Consider the following 20,621-nt stretch of genomic DNA (forward strand, 5'->3'; position numbering starts at 1 on the left):
CCGTTGTATCGGGTCTTGTCCACTGGGCAGGCGGCACAATAGGGAAACAGTCTGTGAACCTTATCTTGACAGTCTTGCAGATCGTGGCTCCGGTCGGGCTATTGGCAGGCGTTGGTTTTGCCTGGGTCAAAGCCGGGTTTGAATACCGGATGGAATTTGTAACCCGCCTTGCGATGACGCTGGCCACGCCTTGCCTGATCTTTACCGCCCTGATGAAAACCGAGATTGACCGCTCGGCACTGGCCGATCTGTTGCTGGCGGCGATCACGGCTTATGGCGTACTGACGCTGGTGTTTTGGGGGCTGACCCGTGCGCTGGGGCTGGACCAACGCACCTATCTGTCGCCGATGATCTTTGGCAACACCGGCAATCTTGGGCTGCCTTTGGCAATGTTCGCCTTTGGGCAGGCCGGGCTTGGCTATGCCGTTGTGGTGTTTGCTGTGGCGGGGATTTGGGGTTTTACCTATGGGGTATGGCTGGTCAGCCACGGCGGCTCGCCCTTGCGGGTGCTGAAAGAGCCTTTGGTGGCCGGTACCCTGCTGGGCGCGCTGTTTTTGTGGCAGGGCTGGCACACGCCGCAATGGCTGACCAACGCCTTGGACTTGATCGGACAAATGGCGATCCCCTTGATGCTGATCACGCTTGGCGTCGCCGTGGCGCGGCTAGAGCCGGGGCGGCTGGGTCAGGCGGTCTGGCTAACAATGCTGCGCGTCGTGGTGTGCCTTGGCGTTGGCGTGGCTGTCGGGCAGGCCTTTGCGCTAGAGCCTGTGGCGCTGGCAGTTTTGGTCTTGCAAGTCAGCACGCCGGTGGCCGTAACAACCTATATGCTGGCCGCCAAATACGGTGCCGATGCGGATGCCGTGGCGGGGATGGTGATCGTTTCAACCCTGTTATCTGTTGTGACATTGCCGCTCACTCTCGGCTTTCTGATCTAAGGTTTTGCACCGCCCCATTCCCCTTTGCTGCATTTTGCCCTATGGTAGAAAAAAAGAAGAAAATGCGAGGGGCAAAATGAGCAGGTTTCTCCGCGCGTCGATCCTTATGTTGTTGCTAAGCTCTTGTGGCGGCGGCAATTTCTCGGCGCCACGTGATTTGGATAACGCATGTAGCATCGTGCGCGAACGCCCCGAATATTACAGGGCGATGAAAGCCTCCGAGCGCAAATGGGGTGTGCCCGTACATGTGCAGATGGCAACAATCCACCAAGAATCGAAATTTATCGGCGATGCGAAAACCCCTCACAATTATTTGTTAGGTGTCATTCCGATTGGCCGCCAAAGCTCGGCCTATGGTTATAGCCAGGCGCTCGATGGCACTTGGGAAGAGTATCAGGACGAGCAACGCCGCAGAGGCGCGCGCCGTGACCGTATTTCGGATGCAACCGATTTTATGGGCTGGTACATGGACCAAACCGAAAAGAAACTCGGTATTTCCAAATGGGACGCCCGCGCGCATTATCTGGCTTACCACGAAGGCCGCACCGGCTATGCACGCGGAAGCTATAACGACAAGCCGTGGCTGTTGGCGGTGTCGCAAAAGGTGGCAGACCGCGCCGAGATGTACCGCGGCCAATTGGCAAGCTGCCGCCGCTAACCGGTCTTTGGCAACCATATGCAAAACGGGGGCAATTTGCCCCCGTTTTTCATTCTACGCATGAAATTGCCCCGACGGGGTACAAGCGGCCTTATTTACGTTGCCGCGTTGCATAGCTGATGTTGAACAGTGATGCGGCCAATTTGCCACCCTTCTTCATCTCGCCCAAAATCACCGTCGTCTCGGCCCCGCTGTCATCGCGGATAATCCACTGGCGCAGCTCGGTCGGGCCAGCGGTGAACACCATTTCAATAGAACCATATTCCGGATGCTCGGGGTCTTGGGCACGCACGCGGGTTGTGTTGCCATCAATCGTGTGGCCAACAACCATCTTGGCCCGCGCCAAATCAACGTTCTCGGCCAGAATGATCGACAAAGGTGTACGCGCCAGCGGGTATTGCTCGGGCGGTTGGTTCGATTTGGCATCAAAAATCGCGACCTGCCCGCCACCTGCCAGCACAAGGTTCTTATCTGGCGGGTTGTATTCAAACCGTGCGCGGCCGGGGCGCTGGATGAACAGGGTACCGGTGGAAATCGACCCATCGGAATTGATCTGCGTAAACTCGGCCTCGGCGGTGGTCAGACCGTTCAGATAGGTTGAAATGTCTTTCAGCGGGATTTTCTCGGCCGCTGCAGGAATTGCCAACAGTGTCAGCATCGCCATTGCCGAAAACGGCAAGGCGAGGGTGCGGAAAAACGATCTACGGTTCATAGTCAGGCTCACTCCTTTGGCATCTTGCGCCCAATATAGGGGGGCAGGGGGCCGGGCGCATCCCTTTGCAAGATATGACACAAGGAAGTGAGCAGGACTTTGCCCGTACCAGCAAGAATGGCAAAGGGGGGATACGCCAAAGCACATCCCCCCTCGTAGGGTGCGCTTCAGCGCACCGTTCAATCAAAACCCCTAATGCTCGGGCAGCAAAATCTCGCGCTTGCCAACATGGTTGGCGGCGGTCACCACACTGTTTTCTTCCATCTGTTCAACCAGTTTGGCGGCTTTGTTATAGCCAATGCCAAGCTTGCGCTGGATGTACGAGGTCGAGCATTTGCGATCTTTGGCCACCACAGCAACCGCTTGGTCATAAAGCTCGTTCTCACTTGCATCGCCCGACCCGAGGCCCAGAACAAGGTCGATATCGCCTTCCTTGTCTTCATCCACACCTTCGACCACACCCGACATATAGGCCGGCGGGCCATAGGATTTCAGGTGGTTGACGATTTCCTCAACCTCTTCATCCGACACGAAAGGCCCGTGAATACGGGTGATTTTCGCGCCGCCAGCCATGTACAGCATATCGCCCATGCCCAGCAACTGTTCGGCCCCCATCTCGCCCAGAATCGTCCGGCTGTCGATTTTCGACGTCACCTGAAACGAAATCCGCGTCGGGAAGTTGGCTTTGATCGTGCCCGTAATCACGTCCACAGACGGGCGCTGTGTAGCCATAATCAGGTGAATACCCGAGGCACGAGCCATTTGGGCAAGTCTCTGAATGCAGGCCTCTATCTCTTTGCCTGCCACCATCATCAGGTCGGCCATCTCGTCGACGACCACCACGATATAGGGCAGGGATACGGGTGTATCCTCTTCGGTCTCAAACACCGGCTCGCCGGTATCCTCGTCAAATCCGGTCTGGATCGTGCGCTTGAACAACTCGCCTTTGGCCAGCGCCTCGCGGACACGACCGTTATAGCCTTCGATATTGCGCACACCCATGCGCGACATCTTGCGATAGCGTTCTTCCATTTCGCCGACGACCCATTTCAAGGCGATAACGGCCTTTTTCGGGTCGGTCACAACCGGCGACAACAGGTGTGGAATGCCGTCATAAACAGACAGTTCCAGCATCTTGGGGTCGATCATGATCAGGCGGCATTCTTCCGGCGACAGCTTGTAGAGCAGCGACAGAATCATCGTGTTGATCGCCACCGACTTACCCGAACCCGTGGTCCCCGCGATCAGCAGGTGGGGCATCTTGGCAAGGTTGGCCACGATCGGCTCGCCACCAATATCCTTGCCCAGTGCCAAGGGCAGGTTCATCGCGCTGTCGCCAAAATCACGCGCAGCCAGAATTTCGCGCAGCACAACCTTTTCCCGCCATGAATTGGGCAGTTCGATCCCGATCACCGACCGGCCCGGAACAGTCGATACCCGTGCCGAAAGCGCCGACATAGAGCGCGCAATATCATCTGCAAGGCCAATGACGCGGCTGGCCTTCAGGCCGGGCGCAGGCTCCAATTCGTATTGCGTAACCACAGGGCCGGGGCGCACAGCGATAATCTCGCCCTTTACACCATAGTCATCCAGCACCGATTCCAGCATCCGCGCGTTTTCTTCCAGCGCTTCCTCGGACAACGTGTGGCGCTTTACCGTGTCGGCGCTGGCCAACAGGCCAAGCGGCGGCAGCTCATAGGCCTGTGCCTGTTCTTCGAACTTCAGGCGCGGCTGTGCCTCGGCCATGGCCTGACGCGATGGCACGATGGGCTTCTTGGCAACAGGCTGCACGATGCGGCGCTGATCGGCGACAGGCGCGCGCATGGCTGGTGCAAGCCCTGCCGGTGCTGCGGCCACGCGGGCCGATACGCGGGGAATCTCGGGTTTCACCTGTGGTTCTGGCGCAAACTGGTCGTCATACCCAACGTTGCCAAAGCCCTCGATGTCAAAATCGGCCTCGGTCAGGTGCGCATCTTGCGCATACAGTTCGGAATGGTCACCTGTATCGACCTGATAGATGTCGTGCATCTGTTCAACACTGGTATCCTCATGCTGCCAAGCCTCGGTTACCGGCGTTTGCGGCGCTTTGGGCATGGCCACACGGCTGGCCACAGCAGCAGACAGACGGGCCATATTGCCCCCCACTTGCGCCGCAGCTGCCACGACAGGCGGCTCTTGCACAAAGCCGGGCTTTTCGCGGTTGCGCGGCGTTGCGATCAGCGGCACAGGGCCACGGCGCCCCATCACAGGCGGCTCACGGCGTGCCAGTGCCGCTTGTACAGCGGTCTGGACGGTTGGCTGCTGACCCGCAGGCAATTGGCCGACGCGCGACCGGATAACATCGCTGATGCGTGCTTTGATCCGGTCTTCGCTTGGCAAAGCGGCCGGAACGTCTTGGGCCATTGCGGGCTGCTGGCCCGTTGCGGCACGGCGGATCATCTGCGGCACCCGCGCCAAAAGACCCGGCTTTTCCACGGGCATTTGTGGCGCCGATTCATAGCTGTTTGCGTCGTCATAGGCTTGTGCCACATGTGGCGCGGCGTGCATCGCTGGCGCGCGCTTGCCGCTTGGGCGCAGGGTCTCGGGGCGGCCAAAGCCGGTGCCCGAAACGACCCCGACAGATGTATCGGCCCCCAAGGGTTTGGCCCGCATCGGCTTGGGCTGCATCGAACCAATAACCGGTTCGTCATATACTACGTCATCATAGCGGCTGTGATCATGCGACCGGGCGGCGGCCATTTCACGGCGCGCACGGTTCTTTTCGGCCAATCCCTGTGCGGCAGATTGCGCGACGCGGGCGGTGCCAACAGCCGATTTACCGGCCAAAGACAAAACCATCGCATAGCTTGTGACAACGCCAAGAACCACGAACCGCCGGATCACCTGCAATTCGCGCTTGTCAAAACCGGTGACATACAGGCCCATCGCCAGCAATCCCGCGCCCGACAGCACCGACAACACCTTTAGGCCAAAGCCTGGGGCGATCGGCAAAATCGCCAGCATCGCGCCCGAAACCGTATCACCAAACAACCCGCCAAGGCCAATCGCGGCATGCGGCCAGTTTGCGCCCGGCACATGGGTCGAGGCAAAAACCGAAGCCAGCGCCACAGCGATCACCGCAAAAACCACACGACCCATCGCGCGGTCTTCGCCACGGTGAAACATAAAGCGAAAACCCCAAGCGCCAAGGATCAGCGGAATCCCCCAGCTGCCCAGCCCGCCAATGATGAACAGCGTCGATGAAATAGACGCGCCAAGCTGCCCCATCCAATTGTTCACAGGGGCATCCGTGGCCATCATCCAGCCCGGATCATTCACCGAATAGCTGCCCAGCATCGCGGCAAAGACCAACGCTAGCGCGATCAGCCCGGCACCCATAAGCTCGCGTCCGCGCCGCTCCAGCATTGCTGCTGTGTTTTGATCCACCAAGGGATCGCGCTGTCTGACTTGATAAGATGCCATCGTTTACCGTCCTTGCCCGTAGAGACAGTCGCGAAGCTGGGTCAGCCCGCGCTGCGTTTCTTCTTTTGGGGCGACAAGTGCCACCCGGATGTAGCCTGCGCCGGGGTTTTCCCCGTTCACATCACGCGACAAATAGGCGCCGGGCAAAACCCGAACCCCTGTTTCGCGCCACAGCTTTAGCGCTGCGTCTTCACCGTTCTGCACCGGAAGCCACAGGAAAAATCCGGCCTGCGGTGCCTGATACCCCTGAATTCCGGCAAAAATGCGGTCAGCAAGGGCGAATTTCTCAACATACAGCGCGCGTGAGGCAACGACATGCGCCTCATCATTCCACGCCGCCTCGGAAACCTTTTGCACTGGCAGCGGCAATGGCGCACCGGCAAAGGCCCGCAACTGGCGCACGCGTGCAATCGATTGCGCACCGCCTGCGACAAAACCAGACCGCAGCCCCGGCAGGTTTGACCGTTTCGACAGCGAATGAAAGGTCAGCGCGCGCTCGGGGTCAGCGCCTGTCTTTTGCGCTACGGCCAACACACCGGCAGGCGGTGTATCGCGGTAAATCTCGGCATAGCATTCATCAGCGAAAATCCTGAAATCATGCTTTTCAGCCAGCGCCAGCAGGTCAGCCCAATAATCGGCACTGGCCACGGCGCCCTGCGGGTTGGCGGGCGAACAAAGATAGGCAATCGCCGTACGGTCCAGCACCTCACGCGGCAGGCCCGCGTAATCAGGCAAAAAGCCGGTGGCGGCAGTGGCCGGCACATAAACCGGCTCGGCCCCCATCGCCAAAGCGGCCACAGCATAGACCTGATAAAACGGGTTCGGCATCAAAACCACAGGCCGCTTGCCGCCCTTGGTTTCAGGGCAAAGCGCCACCGCCGCGTTAAACAACCCTTCGCGCGTGCCGTTCAACGCCATGATTTGATTGGGGTTCAGTGCCACGTCATAACGCCGCTGCACCCAACCCGCGATCGCCGCCAACAGCTCGGGCGTGCCATCATTCGGGGGATAGATCGCAAAGCCGTTCAGGTTTGCCGCCAGAATTGGCCCGACAAAATCGGGCATGGCATGGCGCGGTTCGCCAATGGTCATGGCGATTGTCTCACCCCCGGCAGGGTAAGAATCCAGAAGTGACCGCAAACGCGGAAACGCGTATTCTGGCAGGTTCGAAAACCGCTCAGGAAATGCCATGGTTGCCTCATCTCGTCGGGGTCATGTCGCCCCGTTTGATGACATGATAGCGAGGGATTATGCGTCGGTCCAGAAAACGCTTTGATATTGTGCGCTTGGGGGCGGGGATTGTGTCTTTTTCGTCCCTCCCCCACAATCCTTAGGTATGGCCTCTGCCGCTTCCGCGCCAAATCCGGCCTAGCCCAAGGCGCGCTCGGCCGCCGAACCCAGCCGCAACAGCCGCTCTTCCTGCATCGGCCCCGCAAAGAACATGATTCCACACGAAGGCTGGCCCGTGGGCAGCGTAAGGCTGCTGACGCCAAACATATTGCCGATCCGCGTGTTACGCAGGCCCAGCATGTTTTCGTGGTTGAAATAGTCCTTATCGTCCAACATGCGTTGCACCTCGGGTGGCAAAATTGGCGAGGTCGGCAAAATCACCGCATCGTATTCGGCGGTTTTGCGATCCCAGATCTGGCGCAGCTCATTCATCCTGCGCCAGCCCGCCACATACTCCGGCCCGGAAAACGCCAGCCCCGCCCGAAAACGCTCCAAAACGCGGGGGAACATCTTTTCGGGGGCCGTTTCAATCAGCTTGCCCCAGATGCCATAGGCCTCGGCGGTGAACAGCAGCCCCGACAGCGCCATCGCTTCCTCGACCTCGGGGATCTTGCCGGTTTCAATCCGCGCGCCGGCACGGGCCAACCCCTCTACCGCGCCTTCAAACCCGCGTGCAGGTTCGGCGCGAACATCGTCCAAGGCCATGGTCTCCAACACCAAAAGCCGCGCGCCCTTCAGGCTTGCCCCCGCCAGATCCGCGGGCTTTCCACCCTCCATTGCGGCCAGCAGCAAGGCGCAATCCTCAACACTGCGGGCCAATGGGCCAACAGTATCAAACCGTTCGCACAGCGGCACAACGCCGCGCAGCGACAACCGCCCCGAGGTGGTTTTCAAACCCACAAGGTCATTCCACGCCGCCGGAATCCGCACCGATCCACCAGTATCCGACCCAATCCCCGCTGGCGCCAGCCCAAAGGCAATCGACGCCGCCGCGCCTGATGATGACCCACCGGGCACCGCCTTGGGGTCATTCACATTCGGCGGCGTCGCCGTGACGGGGTTCAGCCCCATCCCCGAAAAGGCCAATTCAGACATATGGGTCTTGCCCAGACACACCAGCCCCTGCGCAGTGGCGGCAGTCAGCACTTCGGCATCGGTTTCCGGCACACGCCCTGCCAGCAGCGCCGAGCCCGCCTCGCATGGCGCGCCCGAGGCATCGAACAGGTCTTTCCACGAAATCGGTACACCATCCAGCAGGCCAATCCGTTGCCCCGCTTTGGCACGATCGGCAGCAGCGACCGACATCGACCGCGCGCGGCGTGGCGTGGTGCGGGAATAGATGCGCTTGGCCTCGGGGTGGCGCTCAATCGCGTCAAGGAAAGCCTCGGTCAGCTCTACCGCGTTAATCTTGCCCGCCTCAATCCCGCGACCCAAATCTGCCGCTGTCATCCAAAGCCAATTGCCTGCCATAACCCACCTGTTTTCCGTTGCGGCATCAGGCTAGCGCCAAGCCCCGCGACCGACAATAGACTATGACGGCGCGCCGCATGGACAAAGCGACCAAAAACCCCATATTGGCGGCATGAAACATGATGCTGATATTTTGATCGTAGGCGGCGGGCTGAATGGGCCCGCTTTGGCACTGGCTTTGGCAGGCGGCGGTTTGCGCGTCACGGTGGTTGATGCCCGTCCGGCACCCGCGCGGGCCGAATTGGGCTTTGACGGCCGCGCCTATTCGCTGGCGCTGGCGTCAAAACGCTTGCTGTCGGTGATCGGGGTCTGGCCACAGATTGCCGACAAGGTACAGCCGATCTTGGAAATCAAGGCCAGTGACGGCCACGCAGGCAGCGGTGCCGCGCCGTTTTTCCTGCATTTCGACCATGCCGAGATCGAGGAAGGCCCGATGGGCTTTATGGCCGAGGACCGCCATCTTTACGCGGCCTTTCTGGCCATGATGCAGGCCGCGCCGAATATCACGCTGCTGTCGGGCGAAACGGTAACCGCGCAAAGTATTGATGCCGCAGGCGCTTCGGTCACGCTGGCCTCGGGCAAAACCCTGACCGCGCGGCTGATTGTGGGCTGTGATGGCCGCACCAGCGGCACCGCGCAGCGTGCGGGCATTTCGCGCAGCGGCTGGGGCTATGGCCAAACGGCGCTGGTCACGGCGGTTGAACACGCATTGCCCCACCACGGCATCGCGCATCAGTTCTTTATGCCGCAGGGGCCGCTGGCGATTTTGCCCCTGCCCGGCAACCGCAGCTCAATCGTCTGGAGCGAAACCGACGCCCGCGCCGCCCAGATTGCCGCGCTGGGGGACGACGATTTTCTGAATGCCCTGCGCCCGCGTTTTGGTGATTTTCTGGGTGAAATCGCACTTGCCGGTACACGGTTCACCTATCCGCTGAACCTGACGTTGGCCAACAGCTTTGTCGCCCCGCGCCTTGCACTGGTTGGCGATGCCGCGCATGGTGTGCACCCGATTGCGGGGCAGGGGCTTAACCTCGGGCTGCGCGATGTGGGTGCACTGGCACAAGTGCTGATCGAGGCCGCGCGCCGTGGCGAAGATATTGGCGCCGTCGATGTGCTGGAACGCTATCAGCAATGGCGGCGCTTTGATACGACCACCCTTGCGCTGGGCATGGATAGCGTCAACCGCTTGTTTTCCAACGATAACCCATTGCTGCGCCTTGGTCGTGATCTCGGGATGGGTGCCGTGAATGCGCTGCCCGCCCTGCGCCGCCGCTTTATCCGGACGGCGGCAGGGCTAGAGGGCGACCTGCCGCTATTGTTGCAGGGCAAGCAGATCTAACGCTTATTCGGCGTCTTTTTTCGCGGCCTTTTTGGCCTCGGCTGCGGCTTTCATGCGTGCCAGCAATTCAGCCTTTTGCGCTTGTCCGCCATAGGGGTTTTTATCGCTGCCCTTGGCGTTGTGTTCGGAATAGCGGGGCGTGTTTTTGCCTTTTTTGACGGCACCAGATGCGTTGTAATCCATGATCGACTCCTAATGCGACTGGCGCGCTTTACCCCGAAAGCCCCTTGCGCCGCAATGCTGCCCGCAAAGACACCCCTGAATTTCGTCCAAAACTCAGGGTTTTCGGCGATTAATCGCAGTTACGCCCAAATCATCCGTTTTATCGCGGCCGCATGTGCCGGTGTCGCGGTAACGCTGTCCAAGGCAAAACCCTGTGCCACGTCCAGCAAATCTGCCTCATCGGTGATACGGTCAATCAACCCCCATGCCAGCGCCTCATCCGCCACGATCTTTTGCCCCGCCATAAGGATCATCGAGGCCCGCGCAGGCCCGACCAGCCGCACCAGACGCGGCACATCAGACGGTTGCGGCAAGAATCCCAGCTTCATCACCGGATAGAAAAACTTGGCCCCCGCCACGGCAATCCGCAGGTCGCAGGCCAGCGCCATGCCCATTGCGCCCCCCGCCAACGTGCCGTTCAGCGCCGCAATCGTCAGGCAGGGCAGGGCCGCAATCGCGCCTGACAGCCGTTCCCAAACCGGGCTGATGGCCAACCCTGCATGCGCCTCTTGCAAATCGGCCCCGGCCGAAAACACCCGACCTTTGCCAGTAATAACCAAGGCCCGCGCGCCCTCGGCCCCTGCACGCTCTGCAATCCCGGCCAAATCGGCCAGCATGGCGCCGGTTAACGAGTTGGCTTTTTCAGGGCGGTTGATCGTGGCCAGCCAAACCCCGTTATCCTGCGCCAGTTCAATCATGCAATCAGCCCCACGGCCCGGCGAATGCCCTCATCGCGCATGGAAACCTCTTGCCCCAACCAGTCATCACCGCCCGCGCCGCACATCCACAGCATCAGCCGCGCAGGCCATTCGGCCGGGATATGCACCGCAGGGTCAAGCTGGCTGACAGGGTTAATGCCGCTGGCTTTAATCTTGACCTGCATCTCGGTCGCCACGGTTCCGGGTGACATGCCCATAATCCTCAACCCGTTGCCGCTTTCCTCCAGATGCGCGGCGCGGGTCAGCATCGCCGCCCCCGCTTTGCCGGCGCAATAGGCGCTCCACCCTTCCAGCGGGTTATGCGCCGCACCCGAGGAAACCGTGATAATCGTGCCGCCTCCCCGCGCCCGCATCACGGGAATAGCCGCCTGCATGCCATAGAACACGCCTTTAAGGTTAATATCGATCGCGCGGCCCCAATCCTCGACGCTGGCATCGCTTATGCGTGCAATCGGGTCGATCACACCGGCATTGCCGATCAACACATCCAACCCGCCGCACTCAGTCACAATCTGCGCCATCGCCGCCTTGACTGCGGCCGCATCGCCTATGTCACAGGCAATCGCCAACGCGCCGCGCCCGATCTCATTTGCCAAGGCCGCAATCTCGTCGCCTGACCGCGCCAGCAACACCACCCGTGCACCGGCATCTGCAAACACCCGCGCACTAGCAGCACCAATCCCGCGACTTGCCCCTGTAATTGCAACAATCTTGCCCTGCATCTTTGTATCCTTTTCCCATTTTCGGCCAAGGCTAACGCAGCCCGCGCGCCCGTGCCAGCCATCTCGGCGCATCCCCGCACAAATCACGGCATCGTTGATCAAACGAACCCTATGCCCCCTTGACCCAGCCATGCCCCGCGCCGATGCTATCGCCAAGATTTCATCCGGAGAACCTGCACCATGTCCAAACATATTTTAATCACAACGTCTTTTGCTGCATTAACGGCCTTTTCTGCACCCGCCTTTGCCGATGTCACCGCCGATCAGGTCTGGCAAAACTGGAAAGACCTCAGCAAATCCTACGGCCAAACCTATACCGCCGGGTCCGAGTCCCGTTCGGGCGATACGCTGACCCTGACCGATCTGGCGTTTGAAATGCCCAATGAGCACGGCAAGGTTTCGGCCCTGATCCCGCAGGTTGCCTTCCGCGAAACCGGCGATGGCCGCGTCGAAGTGACCATGTCCGACAGCTATACCCTGAAATCCCAAAACAAAAACGCGCTGGACAAAGACCTGTCCAGCACAATCACCATCGATCAGAACGGGCTGAAAATCACCGCCAGCGGCGACCCTGCTGCCATCAACTATGATATCGTTGGCGACAAGGTTTCCGCGACAATGGCGGGTTTCATGGTTGACGGCAAAGCGCAAGACATGACCATCGGCGTCAACCTGACCAAACTTACCGCCACCTATGCCGTAGCGCCCGCCGATCTGACAGCCGTGAACTCTACCTTCTCGGCGCAGACGCTGGCCTTCAACGCCGCAGGCGACGACCCTGAAAATGGCGGCAAGTTTGATGTGAAAGGCCAGATGAACAACCTGGCCGGCGCATCAACCGGCGCCTTGCCCAAGGCGATGACCTCGGGTGATCTTGGCGCAATGCTGGCGCAGGGTTTCACAACCGATGCGTCATTCACCTATGACAGCGGCAACTTCACCCTTGGCTCGACCGACCCCGAAGGCACGACGACCAATATTGACAGCACCTCAAAGGGCGGCAATCTGAACGTCTCACTGGATAGCCAGCGCATTTCCTATGGCGGCGGCGGCAAGAATGTGGCGCTTAAACTGACCGGCACCGCAATTCCCTTCCCCGAGGTGACAGCCGCCTATGACGCGGCCGAATTTAACCTGCTGGTGCCAATCGCCAAAAGCGACGAGCCAAAGGATTTCGCACTGAAAACCAAGCTGCAAGGGCTGACCGTGTCCGATATGATCTGGAACATGTTTGACCCCGGCGCCAGCCTGCCGCGCGACCCTGCAACACTGGACATCTCGTTGAAAGGCAAGGCCAAGCCGCTGGTTGATATGCTGACCGCCGATACGTCCGCGATGGAGGCCCCACCGTTTGAAATGTCCGCGCTCGATGTCGAAACCGTACAGCTGACCCTTGGTGGTGCCGAATTTATCGGCAATGGCGCACTGGCCTTTGACAATTCCAAACCGCCGATGTTGGGCGGTGTGGCCCCGATGCCAACCGGCAAGCTGAATCTGTCGCTGACAGGGGCCAACACCTTGTTGGGCAAGCTGCAGGCGCTTGGGCTGATCGATCAGCAAGTAACCATGACCTTTGGCATGATGGCCGGCATGTTGGCCAAACCCGGCCCGACGCCAGATAGTTTCTTGGCCGAGGTCGAGTTTAAAGAGGATGGCAAAATCACCTCGAACGGCAACCAGCTGCCGTTCTAAACCATCTGAAAACGGGGCGGCCCACAGCGTTTTGCGCGAAACGCTTTGGGGCCGCTCTTTGTTTTTCCGGCCTTGAAAGACTGCCCTATGCAGGCGTTTAAACAGGCAATGCCTTGCCTTGGCGGGCGGGGCAGATTACCTGCCGGATGCAACCCCAAACGGAGGCCATTATGACCCGTTCGCTCGAAGCGCTGACCACCGCCTTGCTGACTGCCGCCAAACAGGCAGGCGCCGATGCTGCCGATGCGCTGGCCGTTGATGGTATCGCCACCGGAATTGATATTCGCGCCGGTCAGCTGGAACAGGCCGAACGGTCCGAAGGGGTCGAACTGGGCTTGCGGGTGCTGATCGGGCAACGGCAAGCCTGTGTTTCGGTGTCGGATACATCCGATGCCACCATCCGCGCTGTGGCCGAACGCGCGGTTGCTATGGCGCGTGAGGCACCGGCCGATCCCTATGCAGGTCTGGCCGACCCGTCGCAACTGGCGCAGATGCGCGATGTGACAACGCTCGACCTCTGCGACCCGTCGCCCGAGGTCAGCGCGTCCGAGCTTGAATCAGACGCCCGCCGCGCCGAGGCTGCTGCAATGGCCGTGGCAGGCATCACGCAGGTTGAGGCAAGCGCCAGCCAGTCGCGCCGCCAGATTTACATGGCCGCCAGCAACGGCTTTGCGGGTGGCTATGCGCGGTCGTCACGTTCGGTTTCCGCGGTGGCTTTTACCGGCACAGGTACAGGGATGGAACGGGATTGGGCCGCCGAAGGCCGCATTTACGCCTCTGATCTGCCAAGCGCCGAGGAAATAGGGGCGCTTGCCGCCGCCCGCGCGTTAGACCGTGTTGGCGCGCGCAAACCGAAAACCGGCTCATACCCCGTACTTTATGATGAACGCATTTCGTCTGGCCTGATCGGGCATCTGCTGGGGGCGATCAACGGGTCAACCATCGCGCGCGGTTCGGGCTGGTTGCGCGATGCACTGGGCCAGCAAATCCTGCCCAGCGGATTGTCGGTGATCGAAGACCCGCACCGCGTGCGCATTGCGGGCAGCCGCTTGTTTGACGGCGAAGGCCTGCCCACCGCCCGCCGCGCGATTGTTGAGGATGGCATTCTGACCGGTTGGGTGCTGGACCTTGCCACCGGCCGCAAGCTGGGAATGCCCAGCACAGCCAATGCGGCGCGCGGCACATCCTCGCCGCCATCACCCGGCACGTCGAATATCGATCTGACCCAAGGCACCAAGTCGCGGGCAGAACTGATTGCCGATATGGGCACGGGGCTGCTGGTCACCTCGATGATCGGGTCGTCCATCAACCCCACGACAGGCGATTATTCACGCGGGGCATCGGGCTTTTGGGTCGAAAACGGTGAAATTGCCTATGCGGTGAATGAAATCACCATCGCCGGCAATCTGCGTGACATGCTGCTGCGCATGGTGCCGGGCAATGATGCGCGGATGCATATGTCAACGCGCGTGCCATCCTTGCTGGTCGAAGGGCTGACGCTTGCCGGTGCATGACCTGAACGCCGATCTGGACCTGCTGGTCGATGCCGCGCATGAGGCAGGGGCGATTGCCCTGCGCTATTTCAAACGCGACCCGCAGACATGGGACAAAGGCGATGGCGCAGGCCCGGTGACCGAGGCCGATTTGGCCGTCAACACCATGCTGGGCACGCATTTACGTAAAGCGCGCCCGAATTACGGCTGGCTGTCCGAAGAAACGCCCGACAGTGCCGACCGCCTTGCCACCAAGCGCTGCTTTATCATCGACCCGATTGACGGCACCCGTGCGTTTATTGATGGCCAAGACAGCTTTGCCCATTCCTTGGCGATTGCAGAAGATGGGGTGGTGATTGCGGCTGCAGTGTTTCTGCCCGCGAAAAACCGGATGTATTGCGCCCATGCGACATCCGAGGCGCGGATGAACGGCACAGCAATGCGGGCCAGCGCGCGGTTTGATGTGGCAGGGGCGACGGTCCTGACCTCAAAACCCAATATGGCGCTGAACCACTGGCCCGGTGGCGTGCCCGATATGTCGCGCCACTTTCGGCCCTCATTGGCCTATCGGCTGTGCCTTGTCGCCGAAGGGCGGTTTGATGCGATGCTGGCCTTTCGCCCGACATGGGAATGGGACATCGCGGCAGGAAGCCTGATCGCCGCGCGGGCAGGGGCGGTGGCCAGTGATGGCGCCGGGGCCGGTTTGCGGTTCAACAGACCCGACCCACGCAGTGACGGGGTGATTGTGGCTGCGCCTGCGCTGCATTCCACGTTGGTCGCGCGCCGCCAAGGGCGGGATTCAGGTATTTAGACCAAGATGAAATTAGAGGGTGGTCAAGCTGTTGGCCACCGCATTGGCAAGGGCGGCGTGGCCTTGGGCGCTGAAATGAATGCCGTCGATAGGGCTGGTTTGCAAGACTGGCCCAGCATCCAGAAAGCCAACGCCGCGGGCTGTTGCATAGGCTTGCAGCAACGGCGCAAAGGCGCGGCTTTTATCCGTGGCACCGATGAATTCCGCCGTCAAAGGCCCCAGCTCTTGCACCGGAGGCGGCGCGATCAGCAAGAGCTTTAACCCCGGATGCCGCTGCGCCATTTCAGGTGACAGCGCCATATCAACCAAACCTGCGATGCCTGCCACGATTTGCGCGGGCGCGGCGCCAAAGCGGGTTTTCACGTCATTTGTGCCCAGCATCAGGGTCATATAGTTCAGCGGCCCGTGTGAATTCAGCGCAATGCGCAAGCCGGTCACCGCGTTCATATGGCTGCCCATCATCGGGTCATCAAAGCAGGTGGTGCGGCCGGGCAGCCCTTCTTCGACCAGTGCCCAATCCGGCCCAAGCTGCGCCGCGGCCCGTGTAGGCCAGCGCGTGGCGGCATCATAACGCGCATAGACCCCGCGTTCGGTAATCGGCGGCGTGCCATGTGTGTTGCTGTCGCCAAAACTCATCAAAATCGGCATAACGGGCTCCTGCTTTGCACTGCTGCAGAGTATTATGGCGGCATTGCTTTGCATAGCCCCCGCAACCTGAACGCATTGCCCCTTGGCCTTTTGCCTGCCAATGCGCATATAAGGGGCAACAGATTTGGCGAAAGAGGTATGCGATGTTGATGTTTGGTGAACAAGGTGATGCCCCAAAGGCAGCGGCGGATTTGATCAAGGACGGGACAGAGGCCACATTCATGGCCGATGTCATTGAGGCCAGCAAAGATGTGCCGGTAATTGTTGATTTCTGGGCACCGTGGTGCGGCCCGTGCAAACAGCTTGGGCCAGCGCTAGAGGCCGCCGTGACGGCCGCCAAAGGCCGTGTGCGCATGGTCAAGATCAACGTCGATGAAAGCCCTAATATCGCGGGGCAATTGCGCATCCAGTCGATTCCCACCGTCTACGCCTTTTACCAAGGCAAGCCGGTTGACGGGTTTCAAGGTGCGCTGCCTGCATCCGAACTAAAGGCCTTTGTCGAAAAGGTTGCCGCTTTGGCAGGCGATGGCGGCTTGGCCGAGGCGATCGAAGCCGCCGAAACCATGCTAACCGAAGGCGCGTTTGCCGACGCCTTGGAAACCTTTGCCGCGATTGTCGAGGAAGAACCGGAAAACCCGGCGGCCTTTGGTGGCCTGCTGCGCGCTTATCTGGCCTTGGGTCAGGTGGCCGGGGCCGAGGCAGCGCTTGCCACTGTGCCTGCCAAAATCACCGGCGCCCAGGAAATAGAGGCCGTGCGCGCCCAAATCGCGCTGATCCATCAAGCCGAAAACGCAGGCCCTGTGACCGAATTGCGCGCCGCCGTGGCCGCCGACCCCACCAACCTGCAAGCGCTGTTTGATCTGGCAAAGGCATTGCACGCCGCAGGCCAGGTAGAAGAAGCGGTGGATGCCTTGCTCGATCTGTTCCGCCGCGACCGTGATTGGAACGATGCCGCCGCCAAGGCCCAGTTGTTCACCATTTTCGACGCGCTTCCGCCCAAAGACCCGATTGCGCTGAAAGGCCGCCGCAAACTCTCGTCGATGATATTTGTCTAATGGAAAATCCGGCCTAACTGCTGACTATGAAACATATCACAGACCTGCCAGAGACTATTCCGATCTTTCCGCTGCCCGGTGCGCTGCTGTTGCCCCGGGCGCGGTTGCCCCTGCATATCTTTGAGCCGCGCTATCTGCAGATGGTCGAGGATTGCATGAAAACTCCCGAACGGCTGATCGGGATGATCCAACCGCGCGAGGTGCCTGCAAGCCATGCAAGCGCCACGCCCAAGCTGCACAGCATCGGCTGCGCGGGCCGTTTGACGGGCTTTTCCGAAACAGAAGACGGGCGCTATATGTTAACGCTTTCGGGTGTATCGCGCTTTCGTCTGCGCAGCGAGGTGGCGGGTTTTGCCCCCTATCGCCGCGCGCGGGTCGATTGGCACGGCTTTGACCGCGATCAAGGTGGCACCGAGCATGACAACAGCTTTGACCGCGCCGGGTTTCTGGATCTGTTGCAACGGTTTTTTGCCTCGCTTGACCTGTCAACCGATTGGGACAGCCTGTCCGGGGCAGACGAGGAACTGCTGATAAACTCGCTGTCTATGCTCTGCCCGTTCTCGCCCGAGGATAAGCAAGCGCTGCTAGAGGCGCCAACGCTGATAACGCGGCGCGAAACCATGGTAACCCTGATCGAATTTGCCCTGCGTGGCGGGTCAAGTGAGGAGACAATACAATGACGGACGCGCCTGCACATTCTGAAATTGATCGCCGGATGCTAGAGGCGCTGGTTTGCCCGATGACGCAAACAACGCTGTCCTATGACGCCGAGGCAAAAGAGCTGATTTCCAAGGCCGCAAAAATGGCCTTTCCAATCCGCAACGGTATCCCGATTTTGCTGGTCTCCGAGGCCCGCGCGCTGGACTAAGGGACGACCCGTCACAGACAGCAAAGCCCGCAGCGTTACAGGCTGTGCAGAGTTTGGCAAAGCAAGGGGCATTCATGCGCAATATTTTCGTTTATGCGGCGTTCGTCATTGGCGTTGTGGTGATTGGCGGTGGCATCGGGGTGATAACCTTGCCGGGCGCATGGTATGCGGGGCTGGCAAAGCCTTGGTTCACCCCGCCAAACTGGGTGTTCGGCCCGATGTGGACCACGCTTTATGTGCTGATCGGCTGGGTTGGCGCACGCAAATGGCTGCATGGCGGGGCCACGCGGTTGTGGTGGGCGCAAATGGCGCTGAACTTTATCTGGTCGCCGGTGTTTTTCGGGCTGCAACTGCCGTTGGCGGGGCTGCTGGTGATTATCATCATGTGGGCGCTGATCGCGGCATTCATTCTGCGCGACTGGCGTAGTGACCGTTTGTCGGCCCTGTTGTTCCTGCCCTATCTGGCATGGGTCAGCCTTGCCACCGCGCTTAACGCTGCCATCGTGGTGCTGAATTAGGGGCGCGGGCCCCTAATTGTCATTGATGTCGCGGTCCCAGATCTTGGGCTTGCTGGCCTGCGTGCCCAGCAGCTTGCGCGTGGCAAACCATGCAGCAAGCGAGGCCAGCGCAAACACCAGCAAAGTCGCGGGCAGCGTGGTTCCCAGCAGGCCAATGCCCACCAACACGCCTGTCGCCACCGCGCCCATCGCAAAGCCAAGAAAGATGTAACCGGGGGCCAGAACCTCTAGCACCCCCAGCGCAAAGCCCAGTACGATCCAAACCCACCAAAGCCCAAACCAGCTCATGCTTTGCCCTTCAACATCTTGAACGCATCACCAAAGGCATCCAACGCCTGCGCCGGCACGATAATCATCTGCTTGCCCGGCCCTTTGCCCACAGCGGCCAACGCCTCGACCTGCTTCAACGCCACCTGATACTGCGCTGCCTCCAGCCCGTTCTGCTTGATCGCCTCGGCAATCACACCTGTCGCATAGGCCTCGGCATCTGCCAAAACACGGCGCTGCTCGGCCTCGCGCTGGGCCGCGTACAACTCGGCATCGGCGTTCAACTCGACCGAGCGCTTCTTGCCCTCGGCCTCGGTCACTTGCGCCCGCCGCGCCCGTTCGGCATTCAGCTGCTGCAACATCGCCGCCCGCGTAGCCTCGTCCAGATTAACATCCAGCAACTCGGCCCGCGTCACCTCGATCCCCCAGTCATCCACCATCGCGCGCACCTGCTCGCGGATTTGCGCTGTCAGCCCCGTCCGGTTCGACTGCACCTGGTCCAGCTCCATCTTGCCAATCTCGGACCGCACAATCCCGGCCACCGTCGTCGCAATCGCCGCATCCACATCACGGATCCGGTACACCGTCTTTTCCGGCTCGATAATGCGGTAAAACACGCTCGTCTCTACCTTTACCAACACGTTGTCCGTCGTAATCGCGTCCTGCAACGCCGTCGGCAACTGCCGCTCTAGAATGGAAATCTTATGCGCCACCTTATCCAGAAACGGCACCACAAAGTTGATCCCCGGCCCCAGCACCGCCCGCAAACGGCCAAAGCGCTCGACCACATGCTTTTCCGATTGCGGCACAATCCGCACGCCCAGAAAAATGCAAATGATGATGAACACAGCGACCGCAAGGTAAACCGCATTCCCACCAATCAACTGCTCAATATCCATCGTGAAAAACCCTCTGAAAATCACCTGCTCCATTCATGGCCGCTATCGGCCCCCCACGCAAGAGGCCCGAGATGCTCCAAACCCTGCCCGTTTCCGCAATCGACGCCACCGCCCTACCGCGTGACCGCACCGGCCTGAACCCCGAGGCGCTTGCCGAACTTCAGGCCTCGATTGCCCAAAACGGCCTGCGCATGCCTATCGAGGTCTTTGCAACCGCCAGCGGCTACGCCCTCATCTCCGGCCTGCGCCGCCTGACCGCCGTTACCAACCTCGCACAGCTGCGCGGCACCACGCCCGAAATCGCCGCCTTCATCCGCACCCCCGAAACCCTCACCGCCGCTCTGGCCGCGATGGTCGAGGAAAATGACATCCGCCATAACCCAAGCCCGTGGGAGCGCGCCCGCATCATCGTGGCCCTGCGCGATTCCGGTGATTTTGACACGCTCGACGCCGCGACCCGCGCGCTCTACCCCCACGCCACGCGCCAAAAATCCCATCGCCTGCGCCATATCGCTGCGGTGGTCGAGGTACTCGACGGCCTGCTATCCGCGCCCGAGCACCTGTCCGAACGTCAACTTCTCCGCCTCGCAGCCGCCCTGCGCGCCGATTTCACCGACCTGATCGTCACCACGCTCGAACACTCCTCGGCCAACACACCCGAGAGCCAATGGCAAACCCTCCTCCCCGTTCTGACAGAGGCCGAGCACTCCCTGAACGACCCCACCCAACACCGCCCCGGCCACCCCCGCCGCGTCCTCCGCCCCACCCGCGGCGTGGTGGTGCGCAGGGAAATGACGAGGGACGGCTGGGTCTTGCGCTTTACTGGGCCCGAGGCTTCGGGGATGCTGATGGAGCTGGTGATGGACGAAGTGGAGCGGGTGTTTGGGTGAGGGAGATTACT

Annotated in this window: 21 protein-coding genes; 11 read left to right on the forward strand and 10 right to left on the reverse strand. The window is 60.6% G+C overall.

The window, feature by feature from the left end; all coding sequences use genetic code 11:
• Positions 1-53: 53 nt before the first annotated feature.
• Positions 54-935 (forward strand): AEC family transporter, encoded by an 882-nt coding sequence (locus tag AKU79_RS02575; RefSeq protein WP_050522024.1) that lies wholly within the window; start codon positions 54-56, stop codon positions 933-935.
• Positions 936-1,011: 76 nt separating this feature from the next.
• Positions 1,012-1,593, forward strand: a complete 582-nt coding sequence (locus AKU79_RS02580) for a transglycosylase SLT domain-containing protein (protein ID WP_050522025.1) — start codon at positions 1,012-1,014, stop codon at positions 1,591-1,593.
• Positions 1,594-1,684: 91 nt separating this feature from the next.
• On the opposite strand, the gene AKU79_RS02585 is transcribed toward AKU79_RS02580, so the two are convergent.
• From AKU79_RS02585 to AKU79_RS02600, 4 genes are all read right to left on the reverse strand, one after another.
• Complete coding sequence (locus AKU79_RS02585; protein ID WP_231580086.1) at positions 1,685-2,257, reverse strand: LolA family protein; 573 nt, start codon at positions 2,255-2,257, stop codon at positions 1,685-1,687.
• Between the two features lie 240 nt (positions 2,258-2,497).
• Positions 2,498-5,767 carry a DNA translocase FtsK gene (locus AKU79_RS02590; RefSeq protein ID WP_050522027.1) on the reverse strand — a complete coding sequence of 1,090 codons (3,270 nt, stop codon included), beginning with the start codon at positions 5,765-5,767 and terminating at the stop codon, positions 2,498-2,500.
• Between the two features lie 3 nt (positions 5,768-5,770).
• Entirely contained in the window at positions 5,771-6,958 is a 1,188-nt protein-coding gene (locus AKU79_RS02595; protein ID WP_050522028.1) for an aminotransferase class I/II-fold pyridoxal phosphate-dependent enzyme, read from the reverse strand.
• Between the two features lie 177 nt (positions 6,959-7,135).
• Positions 7,136-8,446 carry an amidase gene (locus AKU79_RS02600; RefSeq protein ID WP_231580083.1) on the reverse strand — a complete coding sequence of 437 codons (1,311 nt, stop codon included), beginning with the start codon at positions 8,444-8,446 and terminating at the stop codon, positions 7,136-7,138.
• 133 nt (positions 8,447-8,579) lie between these two features.
• Between AKU79_RS02600 and AKU79_RS02605 the strand changes: the two genes are divergently transcribed.
• Positions 8,580-9,806 carry a UbiH/UbiF/VisC/COQ6 family ubiquinone biosynthesis hydroxylase gene (locus AKU79_RS02605; protein ID WP_050522030.1) on the forward strand — a complete coding sequence of 409 codons (1,227 nt, stop codon included), beginning with the start codon at positions 8,580-8,582 and terminating at the stop codon, positions 9,804-9,806.
• 3 nt (positions 9,807-9,809) lie between these two features.
• On the opposite strand, the gene AKU79_RS02610 is transcribed toward AKU79_RS02605, so the two are convergent.
• From AKU79_RS02610 to AKU79_RS02620, 3 genes are all read right to left on the reverse strand, one after another.
• Positions 9,810-9,989, reverse strand: a complete 180-nt coding sequence (locus tag AKU79_RS02610; RefSeq protein ID WP_050522031.1) for a hypothetical protein — start codon at positions 9,987-9,989, stop codon at positions 9,810-9,812.
• 119 nt (positions 9,990-10,108) lie between these two features.
• Positions 10,109-10,726, reverse strand: coding sequence for an enoyl-CoA hydratase/isomerase family protein (locus AKU79_RS02615; protein WP_050522032.1), 618 nt, complete (start codon positions 10,724-10,726; stop codon positions 10,109-10,111).
• On the reverse strand, positions 10,723-11,469 hold the full coding sequence (locus AKU79_RS02620) for an SDR family oxidoreductase (protein WP_050522054.1): 747 nt from the start codon (positions 11,467-11,469) through the stop codon (positions 10,723-10,725). The genes AKU79_RS02615 and AKU79_RS02620 overlap by 4 nt, the downstream gene beginning before the upstream one ends.
• Before the next feature lie 180 nt (positions 11,470-11,649).
• Between AKU79_RS02620 and AKU79_RS02625 the strand changes: the two genes are divergently transcribed.
• The 3 genes from AKU79_RS02625 (at position 11,650) to AKU79_RS02635 (ending at position 15,465) form a co-directional block, all read left to right on the forward strand.
• Positions 11,650-13,161, forward strand: a complete 1,512-nt coding sequence (locus AKU79_RS02625; RefSeq protein ID WP_050522033.1) for a DUF2125 domain-containing protein — start codon at positions 11,650-11,652, stop codon at positions 13,159-13,161.
• Positions 13,162-13,331: 170 nt separating this feature from the next.
• Positions 13,332-14,675 carry a TldD/PmbA family protein gene (locus AKU79_RS02630; RefSeq protein WP_050522034.1) on the forward strand — a complete coding sequence of 448 codons (1,344 nt, stop codon included), beginning with the start codon at positions 13,332-13,334 and terminating at the stop codon, positions 14,673-14,675.
• Positions 14,662-15,465 (forward strand): 3'(2'),5'-bisphosphate nucleotidase CysQ, encoded by an 804-nt coding sequence (locus AKU79_RS02635; protein ID WP_231580084.1) that lies wholly within the window; start codon positions 14,662-14,664, stop codon positions 15,463-15,465. Before AKU79_RS02630 ends, AKU79_RS02635 begins: the two co-directional genes overlap by 14 nt.
• 12 nt (positions 15,466-15,477) lie before the next feature.
• Here AKU79_RS02635 and AKU79_RS02640 read toward each other — a convergent pair whose 3' ends face one another.
• Positions 15,478-16,113, reverse strand: a complete 636-nt coding sequence (locus tag AKU79_RS02640) for an SGNH/GDSL hydrolase family protein (RefSeq protein ID WP_050522056.1) — start codon at positions 16,111-16,113, stop codon at positions 15,478-15,480.
• Positions 16,114-16,256: 143 nt separating this feature from the next.
• On the opposite strand from AKU79_RS02640, the gene trxA reads away from it, so the two are divergent.
• The 4 genes from trxA to AKU79_RS02660 all read left to right on the forward strand — a co-directional run bounded on the left by trxA (position 16,257) and on the right by AKU79_RS02660 (position 18,554).
• Positions 16,257-17,168, forward strand: a complete 912-nt coding sequence (gene trxA / locus AKU79_RS02645; protein ID WP_082223899.1) for a thioredoxin — start codon at positions 16,257-16,259, stop codon at positions 17,166-17,168.
• A 26-nt stretch (positions 17,169-17,194) separates the two neighbouring features.
• Complete coding sequence (locus AKU79_RS02650; RefSeq protein WP_050522035.1) at positions 17,195-17,848, forward strand: LON peptidase substrate-binding domain-containing protein; 654 nt, start codon at positions 17,195-17,197, stop codon at positions 17,846-17,848.
• Entirely contained in the window at positions 17,845-18,036 is a 192-nt protein-coding gene (locus AKU79_RS02655; RefSeq protein WP_050522036.1) for a Trm112 family protein, read from the forward strand. The genes AKU79_RS02650 and AKU79_RS02655 overlap by 4 nt, the downstream gene beginning before the upstream one ends.
• A gap of 74 nt (positions 18,037-18,110) precedes the next feature.
• Positions 18,111-18,554, forward strand: a complete 444-nt coding sequence (locus tag AKU79_RS02660; RefSeq protein ID WP_050522037.1) for a TspO/MBR family protein — start codon at positions 18,111-18,113, stop codon at positions 18,552-18,554.
• A 12-nt stretch (positions 18,555-18,566) separates the two neighbouring features.
• On the opposite strand, the gene AKU79_RS02665 is transcribed toward AKU79_RS02660, so the two are convergent.
• A complete protein-coding gene (locus AKU79_RS02665) occupies positions 18,567-18,842 on the reverse strand; it encodes an NfeD family protein (RefSeq protein ID WP_050522038.1) in 276 nt (91 codons plus the stop codon).
• Positions 18,839-19,720 carry an SPFH domain-containing protein gene (locus AKU79_RS02670; protein WP_050522058.1) on the reverse strand — a complete coding sequence of 294 codons (882 nt, stop codon included), beginning with the start codon at positions 19,718-19,720 and terminating at the stop codon, positions 18,839-18,841. The genes AKU79_RS02665 and AKU79_RS02670 overlap by 4 nt, the downstream gene beginning before the upstream one ends.
• A 71-nt stretch (positions 19,721-19,791) precedes the next feature.
• On the opposite strand from AKU79_RS02670, the gene AKU79_RS02675 reads away from it, so the two are divergent.
• A complete protein-coding gene (locus tag AKU79_RS02675; RefSeq protein WP_197087197.1) occupies positions 19,792-20,610 on the forward strand; it encodes a ParB/RepB/Spo0J family partition protein in 819 nt (272 codons plus the stop codon).
• Positions 20,611-20,621: the final 11 nt, after the last annotated feature.

Source organism: Pseudorhodobacter wandonensis (genome assembly GCF_001202035.1).
Taxonomy (GTDB): Bacteria; Pseudomonadota; Alphaproteobacteria; order Rhodobacterales; family Rhodobacteraceae; genus Pseudorhodobacter; species Pseudorhodobacter wandonensis.

Bases quoted from the DNA above. Each gene is read 5' to 3' on its own strand.
- AKU79_RS02585 (WP_231580086.1), bottom strand. From the start codon at position 2,257: ATGGCGATGCTGACACTGTTGGCAATTCCTGCAGCGGCCGAGAAAATC.
- AKU79_RS02580 (WP_050522025.1), top strand. From the start codon at position 1,012: ATGAGCAGGTTTCTCCGCGCGTCGATCCTTATGTTGTTGCTAAGCTCT.
- AKU79_RS02630 (WP_050522034.1), top strand. From the start codon at position 13,332: ATGACCCGTTCGCTCGAAGCGCTGACCACCGCCTTGCTGACTGCCGCC.
- AKU79_RS02600 (WP_231580083.1), bottom strand. From the start codon at position 8,446: ATGACAGCGGCAGATTTGGGTCGCGGGATTGAGGCGGGCAAGATTAAC.
- AKU79_RS02620 (WP_050522054.1), bottom strand. From the start codon at position 11,469: ATGCAGGGCAAGATTGTTGCAATTACAGGGGCAAGTCGCGGGATTGGT.
- AKU79_RS02675 (WP_197087197.1), top strand. From the start codon at position 19,792: ATGCTCCAAACCCTGCCCGTTTCCGCAATCGACGCCACCGCCCTACCG.
- AKU79_RS02625 (WP_050522033.1), top strand. From the start codon at position 11,650: ATGTCCAAACATATTTTAATCACAACGTCTTTTGCTGCATTAACGGCC.
- AKU79_RS02615 (WP_050522032.1), bottom strand. From the start codon at position 10,726: ATGATTGAACTGGCGCAGGATAACGGGGTTTGGCTGGCCACGATCAAC.
- AKU79_RS02660 (WP_050522037.1), top strand. From the start codon at position 18,111: ATGCGCAATATTTTCGTTTATGCGGCGTTCGTCATTGGCGTTGTGGTG.
- AKU79_RS02640 (WP_050522056.1), bottom strand. From the start codon at position 16,113: ATGCCGATTTTGATGAGTTTTGGCGACAGCAACACACATGGCACGCCG.
- AKU79_RS02590 (WP_050522027.1), bottom strand. From the start codon at position 5,767: ATGGCATCTTATCAAGTCAGACAGCGCGATCCCTTGGTGGATCAAAAC.
- AKU79_RS02605 (WP_050522030.1), top strand. From the start codon at position 8,580: ATGAAACATGATGCTGATATTTTGATCGTAGGCGGCGGGCTGAATGGG.
- AKU79_RS02665 (WP_050522038.1), bottom strand. From the start codon at position 18,842: ATGAGCTGGTTTGGGCTTTGGTGGGTTTGGATCGTACTGGGCTTTGCG.
- AKU79_RS02655 (WP_050522036.1), top strand. From the start codon at position 17,845: ATGACGGACGCGCCTGCACATTCTGAAATTGATCGCCGGATGCTAGAG.
- AKU79_RS02670 (WP_050522058.1), bottom strand. From the start codon at position 19,720: ATGGATATTGAGCAGTTGATTGGTGGGAATGCGGTTTACCTTGCGGTC.
- AKU79_RS02595 (WP_050522028.1), bottom strand. From the start codon at position 6,958: ATGGCATTTCCTGAGCGGTTTTCGAACCTGCCAGAATACGCGTTTCCG.
- trxA (WP_082223899.1), top strand. From the start codon at position 16,257: ATGTTGATGTTTGGTGAACAAGGTGATGCCCCAAAGGCAGCGGCGGAT.
- AKU79_RS02650 (WP_050522035.1), top strand. From the start codon at position 17,195: ATGAAACATATCACAGACCTGCCAGAGACTATTCCGATCTTTCCGCTG.
- AKU79_RS02610 (WP_050522031.1), bottom strand. From the start codon at position 9,989: ATGGATTACAACGCATCTGGTGCCGTCAAAAAAGGCAAAAACACGCCC.